We start from the raw sequence: 18,482 nt of genomic DNA, 5'->3' as shown, positions 1-18,482 counted from the left end.
GTAGACATTTCACTCAATCGTGTACTGGGTACTGGGTACTTCATGACCGATCGCCCGCTGCTCCTGCTCGACGTGGACGGCCCCCTCAACCCGTTCCGCTCACCCCTCGCCGGTCTTCGCGGATACCGCACCCACCGCATGTGGCCCGACGTCTGGCTCTCCTACCGCGACCCGGAGTCCCGCAAGGCCCGGCGCGGCGCCCGGGTGCGCCTCCACCCCTCCCACGGCGCCCGGCTGCTGGCCCTGCCGTTCGAGCTGACCTGGGCCACCGCCTGGACCCACCAGGCCAACACGATGATCTCCCCGCACATCGGGCTGCCGGGCGACCTCACTGTCGTCGACTGGCCCGAACTCTTCGCCGACGACCCCGAAGGCCTGTCCTGGAAGACCCGCCACCTCCGCGACTGGGCGGCCGGCCGTCCCTTCGCCTGGGTCGACGACATGATCACCCCGCGCGACCGCGCCTGGGTCGCCCGGCACCATCCGGCCCCGGCCCTCCTGCTGCGCATCCACCCGCGCCACGGACTGCGCGACCGGGACTTCACCACCCTGACCCGCTGGGCGGAGGGCCTCAGCCCAGCAGGGCGCTGACCGGATCCGGGGCGGGCCGGCCCGTCGGCCACCAGTCGTTGTCCCCCAGCCGGTCCTCGTAGCAGTACCAGAGGCCGTCGCGGCCGAGGCGCAGCTGCCGGGCGCGGACCGTCAGGCGGTTGCGGTCGGGGCGGAACGAGCCCTGGCCCGCGGCGAGCAGGGCCGGGCGGGCCCGGTCGAAGGGGCCCGCCGGCGGGTCCCAGGGCTCTTCGAGGGCGTCGAGGGCCGCGCGGCCGCCCTGGCGCCAGGCCGCGGCGGCCCGGGCGAGATCGGTGGTGCTGCGGCCGGTGGCGCGGGCCAGCTCCCGGTACAGGGTGCGGGCCGCTCCCGTCAGCCCCGCCGTGGGGTGTGCGGACGCCAGCCGGACGGCGTCCTGCCAGACGGTGAGCCCGGCGATCGGATCCTCGCCGGTGGTGAGGAGGGCCAGCGCGCGGGCGGCCGCGTCGGAGGCGAGCTGGTCGAGAGCCAGCGGGTCCGGCGCCGCCGGGTCGGCCGGGTAGGCGGGCGGGAGGCCCACGGCGGTGGGCACGGGGAGCGGCGCGGGCAGGGGCGGCAGGCTGGTGCGGGCGAGCGCGGCCCGGGCCGGGACGCCGGGGAAGCCGGGCGCGGCGTCCGGCTGTTCGCGTGCGGCGTGGGCGGCATTGCGCCGGGTCAGCTCGTCGAGCAGCTCCCGCTCCCCGCGGCCGCGCAGGAGCAACAGGACGAAGGGGTCCTCGTCCAGGAGGCGCGCCGCGCGGTAGCAGAGGGCCGCCGCGTGCTTGCACGGCGGACGTCCGAAGTCCGGGCAGGAACAGTGCGGGACGAGCTCGCCCGTGCCGGGCAGGACAGCCCCGGCGAGCGACTGCGGGACCTCGCGCTCCAGCAGGGCGGCGAGCGCCGCCGGGTCGGCCGCGACCTGCTCCAGCAGTTCGTTCCACTCCGGGTCCGCGAAGGCGGGCAGGGTCAGCTCGGTGCGGTACGGGCGGGGCCGGCTGCCCCGGACGTACGCCACGATCCGGCCGGGGGTGACGGTGACCGCACTGACGTGGCCTCCGTCGGCATACGTACGGCCCCGGGCCAGGCGGGCGGTGTCGTGGGAGACCTCCTCCAGCGCCGACACCCAGGCCCGGCCCCACCAGCTCACCGCCGCCACCCCGGCGGGCACGGTCTCGAAGGTGCGGCGGCGGTCGTCCCGCGCGGTGATCATCCGGGCCTCCGCAGGGAGACGAGGTCGGCCAGCTCGCGGTCGGTCAGCTCGGTCAGCGCCGACTCGCCGGAGCCCAGTACGGCGTCGGCCAGGGCGCGCTTCGCCTCCAGCATCTCGGCGATCCGGTCCTCGACGGTGCCCTCGGCGATGATCCGGTGGACCTGTACGGGCTGGGTCTGGCCGATGCGGTAGGCGCGGTCGGTGGCCTGCTCCTCGACGGCCGGGTTCCACCAGCGGTCGAAGTGGATGACGTGCCCGGCCCGGGTGAGGTTCAGCCCGGTGCCCGCCGCCTTCAGGGACAGCAGGAAGACGGGGACCTCGCCCGCCTGGAAACGGTCGACGAGCTCCTCACGGCGCGGCACCGGAGTCCCCCCGTGCAGCAGCTGCGAACTGATCCCGCGGGCCCGCAGGTGCCGTTCGATCAGGCGGGCCATCGTCACGTACTGGGTGAAGACCAGGACCGAGCCGCCCTCGGCCAGGATCGTGTCCAGCAGCTCGTCCAGCAGGGCGAGTTTGCCCGAGCGGTGCGGGATCCGGGGCTGCTCCTCCTTCAGGTACTGCGCGGGGTGGTTGCAGATCTGCTTGAGCGAGGCCAGCAGCTTCATGATCATGCCGCGTCGTTCCATGCCCTCGCTCGACCCGATCACGGCCATCGCCTCGTCCACCGCCGCCCGGTAGAGCGAGGCCTGCTCCCGGGTGAGGGAGACGGGATGGTCGGTCTCCGTCTTCGGCGGCAGCTCGGGCGCGATGCCCGGGTCGGACTTCTTGCGGCGCAGCAGGAACGGCCGGACCAGCGCGGACAGCCGGGCGACCGCCGCCTCGTTGCCGCCGTCCTCCTCCTGCTGGTGCTCCACCGGGCGGGCGTGGCGGGCCCGGAAGGTGGTGAGCGGGCCCAGCAGCCCCGGCGTGGTCCAGTCGAGCAGCGCCCACAGCTCGGAGAGGTTGTTCTCCACCGGGGTACCGGTCAGCGCCACCCGGGCCGGCGCCGGCACCGTGCGCAGCGCCTTCGCGGTCGCCGAATGCGGGTTCTTGACGTGTTGCGCCTCATCGGCGACGACCATGCCCCAGCGCTGTTCGGCGAGCAGGGCGGCGCTGGCGCGCATCGTCCCGTACGTGGTGAGGACGAACCCGCCCGCGCAGGAGGTCAGGTCCTCGGTGCTGCGGCTGTTGCCGTGGAACCGGCGCACGGACGTGCCGGGGGCGAACTTCTCGATCTCCCGCTGCCAGTTGCCGAGGAGGGAGGCGGGGCACACCACGAGGGTGGGCTCCGGCCGGTCCCGGTGCAGGTGCAGCGCGATCAGGGTGACGGTCTTGCCGAGGCCCATGTCGTCGGCGAGGCAGCCACCGAGACCGAGCGAGGTCATCAGGTCCAGCCAGGCCAGGCCGCGTGCCTGGTAGTCGCGCAGGGTGGCATTGAGGGCGGCGGGCTGCGGGATCGGGGCCTGCTCACGCGTCAGCCGGTCCCGCAGGGCGGCCAGCGCCCCCACCGGCACCGCCTCGACCGTCGCGCCGTCGATCTCGGCGGTCCCCGACAGTACGGTGGCCAGTGCGTCGACCGGGTCCAGCAGGCCCAGCTCCCGCTTGCGCGCCTTGCGTACCAGCTCCGGGTCGACCCGCACCCACCGGTCCCGCAGCCGGACGACGGGCCGGTGCGCCTGGGCGAGCGCGTCCATCTCCCCCGGGGTCAGCCGGTCGCCGCCGAGCGCCAGCTCCCAGGAGAAGGCGAAGAGGTGCTCGGCGTCGAAGAAGGCGGTGCCGTCGGTCGCGGAACCGGGCGCGGTGGACCGTACGACGGCGGTCGCCGACAGCGTACGGGCCAGCTCGCGCGGCCAGTGGACCAGGACCCCGGCGGCCGCCAGCCGGCTCGCGGCGACCCCGAGCAGGTCCTCCAGCTCCGGGTCGGACAGGGCCAGGGCATCGGGCACGGGCTGGTCCAGCAGGCGCAGCAGCGGCGGCCAGACCCGGGCGGCCCGGCGCAGCGCGAGCACGGCGTCGATCCGGGCGCGCGGGCCGAACCCGGCGGCAGCCGTCCCCGCCCACAGCTGACCGGCGTCGGTGACCAGGGTCGGATCGGCGAGGCTGTGCACCTGGACGACGGCGGCCCCGGCGCGCCGGGTGCCGTCCTCCTCGGCCTCGTCGAAGAGCTGGAAGGAGGACAGGTCGAGCCGGAGCGAGATCCCGACGCCGGTGTCGGAGCCGGCCGCGACCTGCGCGGCCCAGTCCTGTATCCCGGGCACCCGCTGCGGCTCCCGCGCGGCGAACGGCGGCCCGGCGGCGACGGCCGCGGCCGGGGTGCGGGGCAGTCCGTCGGCGACGGCGTCGAGGAACGCGCGGACCATTGCCTCCGGTTCGGGCAGCTGGAGCGGGCGGCGCCCGGCCAGGGGCGTCGCGTACCCCTCGTGCGGCAGCGCGGCGGCGACCGCGCGGAGGTGGTCGATGTCGGCGGCGTCGAGCGGTCCGGCCCGCCAGGCGTCGACGCCCTCGGGGGTGAGACCGGGGAGGAGCCGGCCGCGGGCGGCGAGGGTCAGCGCCTGCCGGGCGGCGGTTCCCCAGGCGCGGGTGGCCGGATGCGCGGCGGGGCTGTGGGGCGCCTGGGCGAGCAGGGGCAGGGCGGAGGCCACGGAGAAGGTCACCGCGGGCACGGTCCGGCTGCGGACCCCGTCGCCGTGCGGGCGTACGACGGTGAGCGGCGCGGGCTTGCCGGCCTCGGGCAGGACGTCCCCGTCGGGCGCCCAGAAGGCGACCCGCCCTTCGCGGGGGACGGCGGCGGGCAGGAAGACCGCGGCGTGGCGCAGCAGCGCGGTGGCCTGCGGCAGCCTGCTCATCGCTGTCCCCCTCCCCGTCGGTCGCGTGGCTGTGTCCCTGTGCCGACGAGTCTAGGCGCGGCCACTGACAACGCCCTCTGACCTGCGGTGCAGCTCCGACGGCGCAGCTCCGGCGGCGCAGCTCCGCCGGTTCTGCTCCTGCCGGTTCTGCTCCCGCCGGTTCTGCTCCTGCCGGTTCAGCGGGCCCAGCGGCCCTGCTCCAGCGCGTACCCGTACACGGGCCGGCCGGTGGCGGCGCTCGTGCGCAGCGGCCGTCCGCCGTCGTCGATGCGGAGGGTGCCCGACCCGGACGGGCCGGTCCACCGCAGGTCCAGGGACCAGTCGCAGTCGCATCCCGTGGTGGCCGCCTCCACCCGCAGGACGACAGGCTCGGCCGCCGAGACGCGCAGGGGGAAGACGGGGGCGGGCAGCGTACTGCCGCCGTCGTTCCCGGCGACGGGCCGGGCCAGTGGGCGCGGCGCGTCCAGGTTGACGGCGAACGCGGCGGGGGTGAGCCCGCCGCCGCAGCCCTGCGACATCTGGTAGACGTTCCAGGCCGGCGGCTTGCGGCGGGCGGCCACCCGTACCTCCAGGTCCTCCAGGACCACGGCGCCCCCGCCCGTGCCGTGCAGGGTGACCTCCACGATCTGCGTCCCCGCGTGCACGGCGTGCTGCCCCGAGGCCCAGGCGGGCGCGTCCGCCTCCACGGGCGGCGGGGGCACCGATCCCGGATCCCGCTCGGCCAGGTACGCGTGATCGCAGCCCGCGGTCCACACGTGCGACCGCACCGCCGCCTTGAGCGGCGCGGCCGGGCCCCGGCCCGGGGCCGGGCCGGGCGGTGACGCGGAGGGCGGCCCGGGCGCCGGGGCCGCCGCCCCGGTGGGCTCCGCGGACCCGGCCGGGCCGGCCGACCCGGTCGACCCGGCCGGCGGTGTCCCTTCCGGTGCGCCCGTCGCCGCCGGGGCCGACGCGGACCCCGCTCCCGGGGACGCAGGCGCGCTCGAACCCGCGCCCGGACCCGCACTCCCGCCCGCGTGCGGCGTCCCCGGCTCGGGTCCGGCCGCCGCCAGCAGCGCCACGGCCACGGCCCCGGCCGTCACTCCGGCGGCGGCGACCACGGCCGCCCGCCGCCGGTACCAGGCCCGCCGGACCACCGGCAACGGCTCCGGCTCCGGCTCCGGCACCACCACCACGGTCGGCTCGGGCTCAGGCGTCGGCCCGGGCCCGGGTGCCGGTTCCGGCTCCGCCGCTGCCCCCGCGCGCCGCCGCGCGTCCGCCAGCAGCCAGGCCCGGTGCAGGTCCACCGCCTCCCCCTGGGTCGCCCCGCAGGCCCGCGCGAAGCGGTCCACCACCGCGAACTCCGCCGGCAACGCCTCCCCTGTGCAGTACCGGTGCAGCGTCGACGTACTCGTGTGCAGCCAGCGCGCCAGAGCTCCGTAACTGAGCCCGGCGCGCTCCTTCAGTCCCCGCATCAGCCGTGCAAAGTTCTCCGCCTCGCTCACGCTCTCCCCCGTTCCGCGTCCCGCGACCGCGTTCCATGCAGGAGGTGTTCCCCCAGGTGACGGCGCGTACGGCCGTTCCAGCGTCCCGGATTCTCCGCGATCCGTCGCCCGCCGCGCCGTCCGGGGAACAGGCTCGTCGGGCACACACCACCACAGCACTCACGGGGAGACCGACCATGTTCCGACGTTCCGGCACCGCCGTCCCGCTCGCCACCACCCTCGTCGCGGCGGCGGCCGCCCTCGCCCTCACCGCCTCCACCGCCGCGGCCGCCACCGCGCCCGGCTTCCTGGCCGGCACCGAACTTCCGCCGCACGCCTCCTCGCCCTGGTACGCCGGCACCGTCACCAAGGGGCTGCCCGAGTCGGCGCCGTTCTGCCTGGAGGGCGTGCTTCCGGCCGCGGGCAGCTGGCACCGCGTCTTCGGCACCGAGTACGACACCGGCGCGGTACAGGTCTCCGTACGGTCCGCCTCGCCCGCCGCGGCGGCCAAGCTCGCCGGCACCCTGGAGCGCAAGGTCGCCGCCTGCGCTGCCGACTGGCTGCGGACGACACCGGGGGGCACCGCCTCCTGGCAGGACTACGGCACGCTCCCCGTCGAGGAGGGCGCGCACGTCTACGGGGTCCACACCTCGGTCCCCGACTCCGAGCCCGGGGTGCACCTGTACGGCATCGGGCGCGACGGCGACACCGTGACCGTCGTGCAGTGGGGCGAGATGGGCGACCTCTCCCACGCCCCGGTCGCCGCCTTCAAGAAGACGACCACCAAGGCGGTGAACAAGCTCAACCCCTAGCGAGGAGGGGGTGGGACCATGGAGTGGAGAGGCGAGAGGCGATGGCCATGCGTTCCGGAAACGAGCCGGTGACCGCCCGCAGTCCGCTGCGGCTGAGGTTCTGGCTGGGGGTCTGGGGGCTGGTCTGGGCCGCCGCCGGCACGGCCTTGTTCTCGGTGGTGGGCCGTCCCGGATGGGCGGCCGCCTGCGGGGTGCTGGCCGTGGTCGTAACGGTCGACCTGTTCATGATCGTGCGCCACATCCACCAGGGGCCGCACTACCAGCCCGGCCCGGACGTCCCTCCGTACGAACCGCCCCACAGCCGGTGAGTCAGGCGGGGTCGGCTTCGGACCGGCCCTCCCCGGCCGGGCCCTCGAAGCGGGCCGCTGCCAGGTAATCGGGCTGTGGGTCGAGGGCCGCGGCGAGCCGGAAGTGCCTGCGCGCCTGCTCGGGCCGGCCCGAGCGCTCGAACGTGCGGGCCAGTGCGAAGTGGGCGAAGGCGTTGTCCGGCTCCCGCTCCAGCACCAGCTCGAACTCCAGCTCGGCCGGCCGCAGTTGCGCCGCGGCGAAGAAGGCGCGGGCGCGCAGCAGCCGCGCCGCCGTGTTCTCCGGGTGGGCGGCTATGACCGAGTCGAGCAGCTTGACCGCGCCGCGCGGGTCCCGGGCGGCGAGCAGCTGCTCGGCGGCCCGGTAGTCGATGACGTGGGTTTCCGGGCTGGACGGGGTGGGGCGCGTGGTCTCGGACACGTTCGAAATCCTTCCCTCTCCGGGTGCGTTCAACGCCCCCGCCCCACCCGCTATTCCATGCACACGTCAGACGGCGCCGCCCGCCGCCCGTGCGGCGAGCTCGTCCCACACCTTGCGCACCTGCGGTTCCAGCGCCTCCAGCGGCCCGTCGTTGTCGATCACGAGGGTCGCCACCGCCAGCCGCTGCTCCCGGGTCGCCTGCACGGCCATCCGGGCGCGCGCCTCTTCCTCGGCCATCCCGCGCAGCGCGGTCAGCCGTGCCAGCTGTGTCCGCGGCGCCGCGTCCACCACGACGACCAGGTCGTAGAGCGGCGCCAGGCCGTTCTCGGCGAGCAGCGGCACGTCGTGCACCACGATCGCGTCCGCCCCCGCGGCGGCTTCCAGCTCCGCCGACCGGGCCCCGACCAGGGGGTGCACGATCGCGTTGAGCGTCTGGAGCTTCGCCGGGTCCGCGAAGACGATGGACCCCAGCTTCGGCCGGTCCAGCGCCCCCTCCGCGGTCAGCACCGACTCCCCGAAGGCCGCCACGACGGCCGCGAGCCCCGGCGTACCGGGCTCCACGACCTCGCGCGCGATCCGATCGGCGTCGACGACGATCGCCCCGTACCCCGCCAGCAGTCGCGAGACCTCGCTCTTGCCGGCACCGATTCCGCCCGTCAGGCCTACTTTCAGCATGCCCCGCAGCATAGGGGGCCCCGCCCGTACGTCAGTTCTCGCCCTCGCGCTCCGCCAGGAACCGCTCGAACTCGCGGCCGATCTCGTCCGCCGACGGCAGCTCCGCCGGCTCGGCGATCATGTTGCCCCGGGTCTCGGCTCCGGCGGCCGCGTCGTACTGGTGCTCCAGCCCCTGCACCAGGGCGACCAGCTCCTCGTCGCCCTCCCGGATCTGCCGGTCGATCTCCGTCTGCGTGCGGTGCGCCTCGGTGCGCAGGGCGTGCGCCACGGCCGGCAGCACCAGCCCGGTCGCCGCCGTGATCGCTTCCAGCACCGTCAGAGCGGCGTCCGGGTACGCGGAGCGCGCGACGTAGTGCGGTACGTGCGCGGCGACACCCAGCACGTCGTGCCCGGCCTGGGCCAGGCGGAACTCCACCAGGGACTCCGCGCTGCCCGGTACCTGCGCCTCGTCGAAGGGGCTGCGGTGACCCGGCATGAGGTCGGTGCGGTTGCCGTGCGGGGTGATGCCCACGGGACGGGTGTGCGGGACGCCCATCGGGATGCCGTGGAAGTTGACCGAGAGCCGCACGCCGAGGCGCTCGACGATCTGCCGGACGGCGACGGAGAAACGCTCCCACTCCACGTCCGGCTCCGGGCCGGACAGCAGCAGGAAGGGCGCGCCGGTGGCGTCCTGGACGAGCCGGAGCTCCAGCCGGGGCTCCTCGAACTCCGTCCAGCGGTCGCGCTGGAAGGTCAGCAGCGGGCGCCGGGCCCGGTAGTCCACCAGCCGGTCCGCGTCGAAGCGGGCGACCACCTGGTGGGGCAGCGTGTCCAGGAGCCGCTCGACGATCTGCTCGCCGGCCTCACCCGCGTCGATGTACCCCTCGAAGTGGTACAGCATGACCAGCCCGGCCGAGTCCTGGGCGACCGCCAGGTCGGCCACCGCCAGGCCCTTGGCATCCCATTCGTACAAACCCTGTGGATCAAGCACCGTCACCACTCCTCCTCGCCTCGTTCTCAGCCAAGAACGTCCAAGGCGGCCCGGCCATTCCCCAGTTGGCCGCTTTCACAGGAACGCGGCGGATCACGAGGGGGCGACCGGGGCGGGGGAACGCGGTAAGGCCCGCCCCCCGAAGGGGACGGGCCTTACCGTTCAACGCAGTTCAGCTCGGCTCACACCGGAGTGTGATGCGCGCTGCGATCAGCTCTGGCCGCCGGCCAGCTTCTCGCGGAGCGCGGCCAGGGCCTCGTCCGACGCCAGGGCGCCGGAGGTCTCGTCCGACTCCGAGGAGTACGAACCACCCGAGATGCCCGCACCGGCGTTGCCACCGGCGGCCGGGGCGGCAGCGCCCTCGGCAGCAGCGGCCTCGTCGGCCTCGCGGCTCTTGATGACCTGAGCCTGGTGCTGCTCGAAGCGCTGCTGCGCCTCGGCGTACTGGGTCTCCCAGGCCTCGCGCTGCTTGTCGAAGCCCTCGAGCCAGTCGTTGGTCTCGGGGTCGAAGCCCTCGGGGTAGATGTAGTTGCCCTGGTCGTCGTACGACGCGGCCATGCCGTACAGGGTCGGGTCGAACTCGACCGACGCCGGGTCGGCACCGAAGGACTCGTTGGCCTGCTTCAGCGACAGCGAGATCCGGCGACGCTCAAGGTCGATGTCGATGACCTTGACGAAGATCTCGTCGTTGACCTGGACGACCTGCTCCGGGATCTCCACGTGGCGCTCGGCCAGCTCGGAGATGTGGACCAGACCCTCGATGCCCTCGTCCACGCGGACGAACGCACCGAACGGAACCAGCTTGGTGACCTTACCCGGGACGACCTGGCCGATCTGGTGGGTCCGGGCGAACTGCTGCCACGGGTCCTCCTGCGTCGCCTTCAGCGACAGGGAGACACGCTCGCGGTCCATGTCCACGTCGAGAACCTCGACGGTGACCTCCTGGCCGACCTCGACAACCTCGGACGGGTGGTCGATGTGCTTCCAGGACAGCTCGGAGACGTGGACGAGACCGTCGACGCCACCCAGGTCCACGAAGGCACCGAAGTTGACGATCGAGGAAACGACGCCGGAGCGGACCTGACCCTTCTGCAGGGTGGTGAGGAACGTCTGGCGAACCTCGGACTGGGTCTGCTCCAGCCAGGCGCGGCGGGACAGGACCACGTTGTTGCGGTTCTTGTCCAGCTCGATGATCTTCGCCTCGAGCTCCTTGCCCACGTAGGGCTGGAGGTCGCGGACACGACGCATCTCGACGAGAGAGGCCGGCAGGAAGCCGCGGAGGCCGATGTCGAGGATGAGACCACCCTTGACGACCTCGATGACGGTACCGGTGACGATGCCGTCTTCTTCCTTGATCTTCTCGATCGTGCCCCAGGCACGCTCGTACTGAGCGCGCTTCTTGGACAGGATCAGACGGCCTTCCTTGTCCTCCTTCTGGAGAACCAGGGCCTCGATCTCGTCGCCGACCTTGACGACCTCGTTCGGGTCGACGTCGTGCTTGATCGAGAGCTCACGGCTCGGGATCACGCCTTCGGTCTTGTAACCGATGTCGAGCAGGACCTCGTCCCGGTCGACCTTCACGATGACGCCGTCGACGATGTCGCCGTCGTTGAAGTACTTGATCGTCTCGTCGATCGCGGCGAGGAAGGCTTCCTCGTTACCGATGTCGTTGACCGCTACCTGCGGAGTGGTAGAGGTGGTCTCGGTGCTGCTCGTCATGTGGGAAAGGGCTCCGGTTACGGACAGAAAGTCGTAGGTACTGCTACGCCGGGAGCCCTTATCGGCATCTGCCGAAGAAGCCGGACAGCCAAGGAGACCCCCTTCCGCGAAGAGCGGCGGGGCCTCGAAAACCGAGGGGACATCAACAGATGCAAGCGCAGCCTGCTAGGTCTGAGGAGCACAGGCTCGCAGCGCAACTTGTAGCATACGGGGGCAGCCGGACAGGGTCAATGCGCGAAGGCGCACACCCCGGGCGGATCGCCGCACAACCGGCACAATTCATGGGCGGGAAGCCCTTCCTGGCGCTTCCTGCCACATTCAAAAGACATCCGCAGACTACGACGACGGGCCCCATGAACCAAGAGGACTACGCCTCCGAAGTAGCGTCCGAAGCCGATCCGGTCTCCTTGGAAGACCCCGAGGCCACACGGCGTGACGCGGGGGAAGCGGAGAGCAGCCGGGCGAGCCGCAGCTGGTGGGACCGCAACGCCGACGAGTACCAGAGCGACCACGGCGCCTTCCTCGGCGACGACCGCTTCGTGTGGGGGCCCGAGGGCCTGGACGAGGCCGAGGCGGCCCTCCTCGGCCCCACCGCCTCCCTCAGGGACAAGGACATCCTGGAGATCGGCGCCGGCGCCGCCCAGTGCTCGCGCTGGCTGGCCGCCCAGGGTGCCCGCCCGGTCGCCCTCGACCTCTCCCACCGCCAGCTCCAGCACGCCCTGCGCATCGGCGACGGCCTGCCGCTGGTCGAGGCCGACGCCGGCCGGCTGCCCTTCCGCGCCGGCTCCTTCGACCTGGCCTGCTCCGCCTACGGCGCCGTCCCCTTCGTCGCCGACCCGGTCAACGTCATGCGCGAGGTGCACCGCGTACTGCGCCCCGGCGGCCGCTGGGTCTTCTCCGTGACCCACCCCGTCCGCTGGGCCTTCCCCGACGAGCCGGGGCCCGAGGGGCTGTCCGTCGCCGCCTCGTATTTCGACCGCACCGCGTACGTGGAACAGGACGAGCGGGGCCGCGCCGTATATGTGGAGCACCACCGCACGATCGGCGACCGGGTGCGCGACGTGGTGGCGGGCGGCTTCCGCCTGCTCGACCTGGTCGAACCCGAGTGGCCGGAGTGGAACAGCCAGGAGTGGGGCGGCTGGTCCCCGCTGCGCGGCAACCTGATCCCCGGCACCGCGATCTTCGTCTGCGAGCGCGACTGACGTGATCCGTACCGCCGCCCTCGACGCCCTGCCCGTACGGGAGGCCGTGCCCGCGCTCGTCTCGGCTCTGGACGGCCACGGCACGGCGGTGCTCTGCGCCCCGCCGGGCACCGGCAAGACCACCCTGGTCCCGCTGGTGCTGGCCGGACTGGTGGGCGGCGGGCCGCGGCGCCGGGTGGTCGTCGCCGAGCCCCGGCGGATCGCCGCGAGGGCGGCGGCGCGCCGGATGGCGTGGCTGCTGGGCGAGCAGGCCGGCGGGGCGGTGGGCTTCACCGTGCGCGGGGAACGGGTGGCCGGCCCGGACACCGTGGTGGAAGTGGTGACCACCGGAGTGCTGCTCCAGCGCCTCCAGCGCGACCAGGAGCTGGCCGGGGTGGACGTGGTGGTCCTGGACGAGTGCCACGAGCGGCACCTGGACGCCGACACGGTCGCCGCGTTCCTCCTCGACGTACGGGAGACCCTCCGCCCGGAGCTGCGGCTGGTGGCGGCCTCGGCGACCACGGACTCCGCCGGCTGGGCGCGCGTGCTCGGCGGCGCGCCGGTGGTGGAGGCCGCGGGGGTCTCGTACCCCGTGGAGACGGTCTGGGCCCCGCCGGCCCGGCCGGTGCGGCCCCCGCACGGGATGCGGGTGGATCCGGCGCAGCTGACGCACGTGGCCTCGGTGGTGCGGCGGGCGCTGGCCGAACGCGACGGCGACGTGCTGTGCTTCCTGCCCGGCGTCGGCGAGATCGCCCGGGTCGCCGGGCAGCTGGGCGGGGTGGACGCGGAGGTGCTGCAGATCCACGGCCGGGCCCCGGCGGCCGTGCAGGACGCGGTGCTCTCCGTCGCGGACCACCGCAGGGTGATCCTGTCCACCGCAGTGGCGGAGTCGAGCCTGACCGTCCCCGGTGTACGGGTCGTGGTCGACTCGGGGCTGGCCCGCGAGCCCCGGGTGGATCACGCGCGGGGGCTGGGCGCGCTGGCCACCGTACGGGCGTCCCGCGCGGCCGGGCGCCAGCGCTCGGGCCGGGCCGGACGCGAGGCGCCGGGCACGGTGTACCGCTGCTGGGCCGAGGCGGAGGACGGCCGCCTGGCCGCGTTCCCCTCGCCGGAGATCCGCATCGCCGACCTGGCGCAGTTCGCCCTGCAGGCCGCCTGCTGGGGCGACCCGGACGCGGCCGGGCTGGCCCTGCTGGACCCGCCGCCGGCCGGGGCCATGGCCGCGGCGCGCGAGGTGCTGGTGGCCGTCGGCGCGGTGTCCCCGGCCGGTGGGGTCACCGCGCGCGGGCAGCGGATGGCCCGGCTCGGGCTGCACCCGCGGCTGGCCCGGGCCCTGCTGGACGGTTCCGCCGCGCTCGGTGCCCGCACGGCGGCGGAGGTCGTGGCCCTGCTGAGCGAGGAACCTCCGCGGGAGTACGGGGACGACCTGGCCGCGGCCCGGCGGCGGGCCCGCGCGGGCGGCGACGCGTACGCGGCCCGCTGGCGCGCGGAGGCCCGCCGCCTGGAGCGCGCCGCCTCCCCTGCGGGGCGCACCGCCGAGACCGGGGCCGGGGCCGCTTCTTCAGCCTCGCCGGCGTGTGAGGCGCGCGGTCCGGGGCGGAGCCCCGGCAGCGGCGCCGCACCCGACGACAGCGCCGCCGGGCTCATCGCCGCCCTCGCGTTCCCCGAGCGGGTGGCCAAGGCCAGGGGGGAGGGGGCCTTCCTCATGGCCTCCGGCACCGCGGCCGAGGTCGGCGACGGATCGGGCCTGCGCCAAGCAGCCTGGCTGGCCGTCGCCGTCGCCGACAGGCCCCCGCATTCCGCGTCCGCCCGGGTCCGGCTCGGCGCCGTCATCGACGAGGACACCGCGCGCTCCGCCGCCGCGCACCTGCTCACCGCGGGGGAAGAGGTCCGCTGGGAGGACGGCGACCTCGTCGCCCGCGCCGCCGAACGCCTCGGGGCGATCGAACTGGCCGTACGTCCGCTGCGCACCCCCGACCCCGCCCTCGTACGGGCCGCGCTCCTGGACGGGCTGCGCGCCGAGGGACTCGGCCTGCTGCGCTGGTCCCCGGACGCCCTGACCCTCCGCGCCCGCCTCGGCTTCCTGCACCGCACGCTCGGCGGCGCCTGGCCCGACGTGGCCGACGACCGGGCCCTGCTGGAGCGGGCCGACGACTGGCTGGAGCCCGAGCTGTCCCGGGCCCGGCGCCGCGCCGACCTGGGGCGGATCGACGCCGGGCAGGCCCTGAACCGGCTGCTGCCGTGGGCCGCCGGCGAGGCCGTCCGGCTGGACGAGCTGGCTCCGGAACGCCTGGAGGTGCCCAGCGGGTCCCGGATCCGGCTGGACTACTCCGCCGAGCACGGCCAGCCGGTCCTCGCGGTGAAGCTGCAGGAGCTGTTCGGGCTGGCCGAGACCCCGAAGGTGGCGGGCGTACCGGTGCTGGTGCACCTGCTGTCGCCCGCCGGCCGGCCCGCGGCCGTCACCGCCGACCTCGCCTCCTTCTGGCAGGGCGGCTACCGGGCCGTGCGCGCGGAGCTGCGCGGGCGCTATCCCAAGCACCCCTGGCCGGAGGACCCGGCCACCGCCGAGCCCACCCGGCACACCAACGCCCGGCTCAGGCGCTGACCCGGCGGCCGCGGGCCTCCAGCCACAGCGCCGCGCCGAGCAGGACGAGCCCGCCGGCGGCCAGCCCGATCGGCGCGTAGGTGTGCAGCGCGAGGACCTTCGTACGGTTCGACCGGACGAGGTCGACCGTGTAGTCGGAGTAGTCCTCGCGCATGGTGACGTGTCCGGCGAAGGCGGTGAGCTTGCCGTCGGGGCCGCCGGCCGCGATGCCGCCGCGCATCTCCTGCTGGATGTCCTGCTCGGCGTTGACGGGCGCGCCGGTGACCGGGTCGACCCAGAACTTCGCCTTGACCGTGTACCAGAGGGTGGTGCCGGTGGCCGCCTCGATCGTCGCCGGGTCGATGCCCTCGATCGGCATCTTCTTGGGCATGGCGACCTTGGTCCAGGGGACGGTCTGCTCGAAGTAGTAGACGTCCATGCCTTTGAACGTGCGCGGCCCGACGTAGTGGATCGGCGAGGAGGTGCGGGTCTGCGCGTCGAAGTAGAGGTAGTCGCGCGGCTCGGTGAAGAAGGGCCACTTGAACTCGATGCCCTCGCGCTTGACGGGGTCCCCGTCGACCATCTCCCCGGTGGCGTGGACCGGGTCCTGGGTGTGCGCGTCGAAGATGTAGCGCTCGGGGATCTGGGAGACCATCTTCCCGTCGGGGCCGATGATGTAGGACAGCGTGTCCCAGACGACGACGTCCTTGCCCGCGCTCGCCTCGATCTCCCTGGACGCCTCCACGTTGCCCTTGAGGGTCTGGACGATGGTGACCTTGTCGACCTTCTTCGGCTGCATGCCGCCGGTGTAGTCGAGGAGCGTCGCGTCCTTCGCCTCCAGGACCATCTCCTGGTACTGGTTCGGCGGGATCTTGGCGAGGCGGGGGTACGCGTACCAGCGCAGCAGCGGCGCGAGGGCTGCGCAGAACACGGCAAGGGCCAGCAGGACAAGGCTCGCTCTGCGTCGCACGGCCGGGCCCTCCTCTACTTTCCGGGCGCGGGGGGCGCGGTGGTGAGCAGGGGCTTGGGTGAGGTCTCGCCTTCGGGCACCCCGAACGCCGTGATGGCGAACACGAGGGCCAGCGCGGCTGCGAGGCCGATGACGGCGGCGACGAATGCGCGCATGCCGGGGCTCCGAAATCTGATGAGGCGTCAGAGATGGGGCACCGTAGCAACGCGGGGCCGAGATGAGAACCGTTCGAGCCGCAGATCACCGCTGGGCCACCCGGGGGGACCTCGGCACCCACCGGCACGCCCGCCCCCGCGTCGCGCACGGCGGGACACCCGCCCCGTGGAACACTGATCATAAACGGAACGTAATCAAACGATTACGCATGATGATCGGAGAAGTGATGCAGAGACGTCGACTCAAGGCCGCGGCCCTGGTTGTGCCGGTCGTGGCCGCGCTCAGTCTCGGCAACACCGCGGGTGCGACCTCCCTGGCGGCCATTCCGTGCGACGTCACCGCACTCAACAGTGCGATCGACGCCGCGAACAACAACACCGGACCGCACACCATCCGGCTCGCACCCCGATGCGTCTACAACGTCCTCACTCCCGCGTCGACCGGCGGTCTCGGCGCCAACGCCCTGCCCAGGATCACGGGCACGGTCACCCTGCTGGGCAACAAGACGACCATCCGACGGGATCCCGACGCGACCGAGGGCTTCCGCATCGCGGAGATCGACGGCCCCGGCGGGCGCCTGACGGTCGAGGGCGTCACCGCGACCGGTGGCGGCTATCTCGACTACGCCGGCACCTACCTGCCCACGGACGGCGGGACGCTCATCCTCAAGCACAGCACCGTGACCAACAGCACGGCGAACCAGGGGGGCGCCATCTATGTGAACCAGAGCAGCACCCTTGAGATCCACGACAGCGTCGTGCGGGACAGCGCGGCGCAGCAGGGTGGCGCCATCTACAACGGGCCGGGAAGCACCACCCTGCTGCAGAAGACCAAAGTGGTGCGGAACCAGGCCACGGAGCTGGGGGGCGGCATCTTCACCGCCGGGGTCTCCCTGACCATCAAGAACTCGCACATCGAAGGCAACCGCGCCTTCCAGCAGGGCGGCGGAATCTACAACGACCGCGCTCCGATGGACATCTCCTCGACGACCATCGCGGACAACCGCGCGGGCCAGACGGGTGGCGGCATCGCCAATGACGGCACCACCACGCTGACGGACACAAAGGTGCGGCGCAACATCGCGCTCAACGGCGGCGGCGTCTGGCAAGGACCCTCTGGCGGCTCCCTGACCCTCGTCAGGAGCCGGATCGTCGAGAACACGCCCAACAACTGCCGGCCCGTCGGGGCGGTTCCCGGCTGCACGGACTGACCCGGGCTCGATCCGCGAGCCGGCCTGATCGGCCGGACATCCCTTAGGTGTGCTGCCCCGGGGTCGGCCGGGGCACCGCCGGGGTGGAGGCCGGAGACGGGGTGGGCTTCGGCGTCCGTGACGCGCTGGGCGTCGGGGTCGGTGTGGGTGCCGGGGTCGGCGAGGGCTTCGGGGTCGGCGTAGGCGTGGGAGTCGGCGTAGGCGTCGGGGTCGGGGTCGGCGTCGGGGTCGGCGTCGGCGTCGGCGTCGGGGTCGGGGTCGGCGTCGGGGTCGGCGTCGGGGTGGGCTTCGGCTCCGGCGTCGGAGTAGGCGTAGGTGTCGGCGACGGAGTGGGCGTGGTCGGAGCAGGTGTCGGCGACGGCTTCGGGGTGGGGCTCGGGGGTGGCGTCGCGGGTGCGCCCGGTCCCGTACCGGGGCGGTCCGGGACCGCGTGCGTCCCCTTCAGGTAGTACGTGAACCAGGACCGCACCGTGCGCAGGTACTCCGCGGACTGGTTGTAGGAGAGCACGGCCCGGTCCAGGTCCGCGTCCACCCGCAGGTCGCGGCTGCCCGCGCACAGGTACCGCCCGGCCGCGAGGGCCGCGTCGTGCACGTTGTTCGGGTTGCGCCGGCCGTCGCCGTCCGCGTCCTGGCCCCACGCCGCCCACGTCGAGGGGATGAACTGCATCGGCCCGACCGCCCGGTCGTACCGGGAGTCGCCGTCGTAGGCCCCGCCGTCCGTGTCCTGGATGTTCGCGAAGCCGTTGCCGTCGAGCACCGGCCCGAGGATCGGCCGCAGTGTGGTCCCGGCCGTGTCGACCTGCCCGCCGCGGGCCTGCCCGGACTCCACCTTGCCGATCGCCGCCAGGAGTTGCCAGCGCAGTCCGCAGCCGGGGTCGCTCTGCCCGATCGTCTTCTCCGCGCGCAGGTAGGCCGCGAGCACGCTCGCCGGTATCCCCTGCGCCCCTTCCCCTGCCCCGGTCACGGCCTGCGCGGGTACGGCCTCCGGTGCCTGCGCCTGCGCCGTCGGCCGGGGATCCGGCTGCGGCCCCGCGTCCGGCGGCGGTACGTCCGTCGGCTGCGGGCCCACCGGCGGCGGGAGTTCGGTGAAGTAGGCGGAGTCGCCGCCGGCCGTGTCCGCGGCCGGCGGCGGCTGCGCGATGTCCTCGCCGGCGGCGGAGAGCCGGTCGGTGCTCCCGCCCGCCGGGCCCTGCGACGCGGTCACCGCGGCGACCACCAGAGCGGAGACCAGCGCGGCCGTCGTTCCCCTGCGCAGCCTGCGTCCGAATATTCGAGCCGACATGAGCCGGACCCCTCCCCCTCGACGTCCGCGTGACCCTACGTCAACTCCCTGCACACAGCACGCAAGGCGGGCCGGAATTCACCACATCCCCACGTCCCGAGGCAGGTCACGCATACTGTCTGGACCCTTCGGCAG

At 73.9% G+C, this 18,482-nt stretch carries 16 protein-coding genes; 6 read left to right on the top strand and 10 right to left on the bottom strand.

Features of this window, described 5'->3' with window-relative positions; genetic code table 11:
- Positions 1 to 42: 42 nt before the first annotated feature.
- A complete protein-coding gene (locus tag Sspor_RS31000; RefSeq protein WP_202202047.1) occupies positions 43 to 591 on the top strand; it encodes a hypothetical protein in 549 nt (182 codons plus the stop codon).
- Here Sspor_RS31000 and Sspor_RS30995 read toward each other — a convergent pair.
- The 3 genes from Sspor_RS30995 to Sspor_RS30985 all read right to left on the bottom strand — a co-directional run bounded on the left by Sspor_RS30995 (position 572) and on the right by Sspor_RS30985 (position 6,083).
- Complete coding sequence (locus Sspor_RS30995; RefSeq protein WP_202202046.1) at positions 572 to 1,777, bottom strand: SWIM zinc finger family protein; 1,206 nt, start codon at positions 1,775 to 1,777, stop codon at positions 572 to 574. The two genes, Sspor_RS31000 and Sspor_RS30995, sit on opposite strands and share 20 nt — an antisense overlap.
- A complete protein-coding gene (locus tag Sspor_RS30990; RefSeq protein ID WP_202202045.1) occupies positions 1,774 to 4,602 on the bottom strand; it encodes an SCO1167/SCO6262 family helicase in 2,829 nt (942 codons plus the stop codon). The genes Sspor_RS30995 and Sspor_RS30990 overlap by 4 nt, the downstream gene beginning before the upstream one ends.
- Before the next feature lie 176 nt (positions 4,603 to 4,778).
- Positions 4,779 to 6,083: a helix-turn-helix domain-containing protein gene (locus Sspor_RS30985; protein ID WP_237404108.1), complete on the bottom strand. Its 1,305-nt coding sequence runs from the start codon at positions 6,081 to 6,083 to the stop codon at positions 4,779 to 4,781.
- Positions 6,084 to 6,259: 176 nt separating this feature from the next.
- Between Sspor_RS30985 and Sspor_RS30980 the strand changes: the two genes are divergently transcribed.
- Positions 6,260 to 6,874, top strand: coding sequence for a hypothetical protein (locus Sspor_RS30980; protein WP_202202044.1), 615 nt, complete (start codon positions 6,260 to 6,262; stop codon positions 6,872 to 6,874).
- A gap of 47 nt (positions 6,875 to 6,921) precedes the next feature.
- Complete coding sequence (locus Sspor_RS30975) at positions 6,922 to 7,182, top strand: DUF6343 family protein (RefSeq protein WP_202202043.1); 261 nt, start codon at positions 6,922 to 6,924, stop codon at positions 7,180 to 7,182.
- Position 7,183: 1 nt separating this feature from the next.
- Here the strand turns inward: Sspor_RS30975 and Sspor_RS30970 are convergent, their stop codons facing one another.
- From Sspor_RS30970 to rpsA, 4 genes are all read right to left on the bottom strand, one after another.
- Positions 7,184 to 7,600 (bottom strand): tetratricopeptide repeat protein, encoded by a 417-nt coding sequence (locus Sspor_RS30970; RefSeq protein ID WP_202202042.1) that lies wholly within the window; start codon positions 7,598 to 7,600, stop codon positions 7,184 to 7,186.
- A gap of 66 nt (positions 7,601 to 7,666) precedes the next feature.
- On the bottom strand, positions 7,667 to 8,275 hold the full coding sequence (gene coaE / locus Sspor_RS30965; protein WP_202202041.1) for a dephospho-CoA kinase: 609 nt from the start codon (positions 8,273 to 8,275) through the stop codon (positions 7,667 to 7,669).
- A 31-nt stretch (positions 8,276 to 8,306) separates the two neighbouring features.
- Positions 8,307 to 9,245: a PAC2 family protein gene (locus Sspor_RS30960; protein WP_202202040.1), complete on the bottom strand. Its 939-nt coding sequence runs from the start codon at positions 9,243 to 9,245 to the stop codon at positions 8,307 to 8,309.
- Between the two features lie 210 nt (positions 9,246 to 9,455).
- Positions 9,456 to 10,964 (bottom strand): 30S ribosomal protein S1, encoded by a 1,509-nt coding sequence (rpsA, locus tag Sspor_RS30955; protein ID WP_030010959.1) that lies wholly within the window; start codon positions 10,962 to 10,964, stop codon positions 9,456 to 9,458.
- Positions 10,965 to 11,317: 353 nt separating this feature from the next.
- On the opposite strand from rpsA, the gene Sspor_RS30950 reads away from it, so the two are divergent.
- Both Sspor_RS30950 and hrpB read left to right on the top strand, forming a co-directional pair.
- Complete coding sequence (locus Sspor_RS30950) at positions 11,318 to 12,166, top strand: class I SAM-dependent methyltransferase (protein ID WP_202202039.1); 849 nt, start codon at positions 11,318 to 11,320, stop codon at positions 12,164 to 12,166.
- Between the two features lies 1 nt (position 12,167).
- Entirely contained in the window at positions 12,168 to 14,750 is a 2,583-nt protein-coding gene (hrpB, locus tag Sspor_RS30945) for an ATP-dependent helicase HrpB (RefSeq protein WP_202202038.1), read from the top strand.
- Here hrpB and pgfA read toward each other — a convergent pair.
- Both pgfA and Sspor_RS30935 read right to left on the bottom strand, forming a co-directional pair.
- On the bottom strand, positions 14,740 to 15,699 hold the full coding sequence (gene pgfA / locus Sspor_RS30940) for a cell envelope lipid trafficking protein PgfA (protein WP_202202037.1): 960 nt from the start codon (positions 15,697 to 15,699) through the stop codon (positions 14,740 to 14,742). The two genes, hrpB and pgfA, sit on opposite strands and share 11 nt — an antisense overlap.
- 14 nt (positions 15,700 to 15,713) lie before the next feature.
- Positions 15,714 to 15,854: an SPW_0924 family protein gene (locus Sspor_RS30935; protein WP_106971437.1), complete on the bottom strand. Its 141-nt coding sequence runs from the start codon at positions 15,852 to 15,854 to the stop codon at positions 15,714 to 15,716.
- Between the two features lie 227 nt (positions 15,855 to 16,081).
- Between Sspor_RS30935 and Sspor_RS30930 the strand changes: the two genes are divergently transcribed.
- Positions 16,082 to 17,065 (top strand): right-handed parallel beta-helix repeat-containing protein, encoded by a 984-nt coding sequence (locus tag Sspor_RS30930; protein ID WP_237404107.1) that lies wholly within the window; start codon positions 16,082 to 16,084, stop codon positions 17,063 to 17,065.
- A 43-nt stretch (positions 17,066 to 17,108) separates the two neighbouring features.
- Here Sspor_RS30930 and Sspor_RS30925 read toward each other — a convergent pair whose 3' ends face one another.
- A complete protein-coding gene (locus tag Sspor_RS30925; RefSeq protein WP_202202036.1) occupies positions 17,109 to 18,347 on the bottom strand; it encodes a lytic transglycosylase domain-containing protein in 1,239 nt (412 codons plus the stop codon).
- Positions 18,348 to 18,482 lie beyond the last annotated feature (135 nt).

Source organism: Streptomyces spororaveus (assembly GCF_016755875.1).
In the GTDB taxonomy this organism is placed as follows: domain Bacteria; phylum Actinomycetota; class Actinomycetes; order Streptomycetales; family Streptomycetaceae; genus Streptomyces; species Streptomyces spororaveus.
Note: the sequence above shows the minus strand (reverse complement) of the source record. Positions and strands in the feature narration are given on the sequence as shown.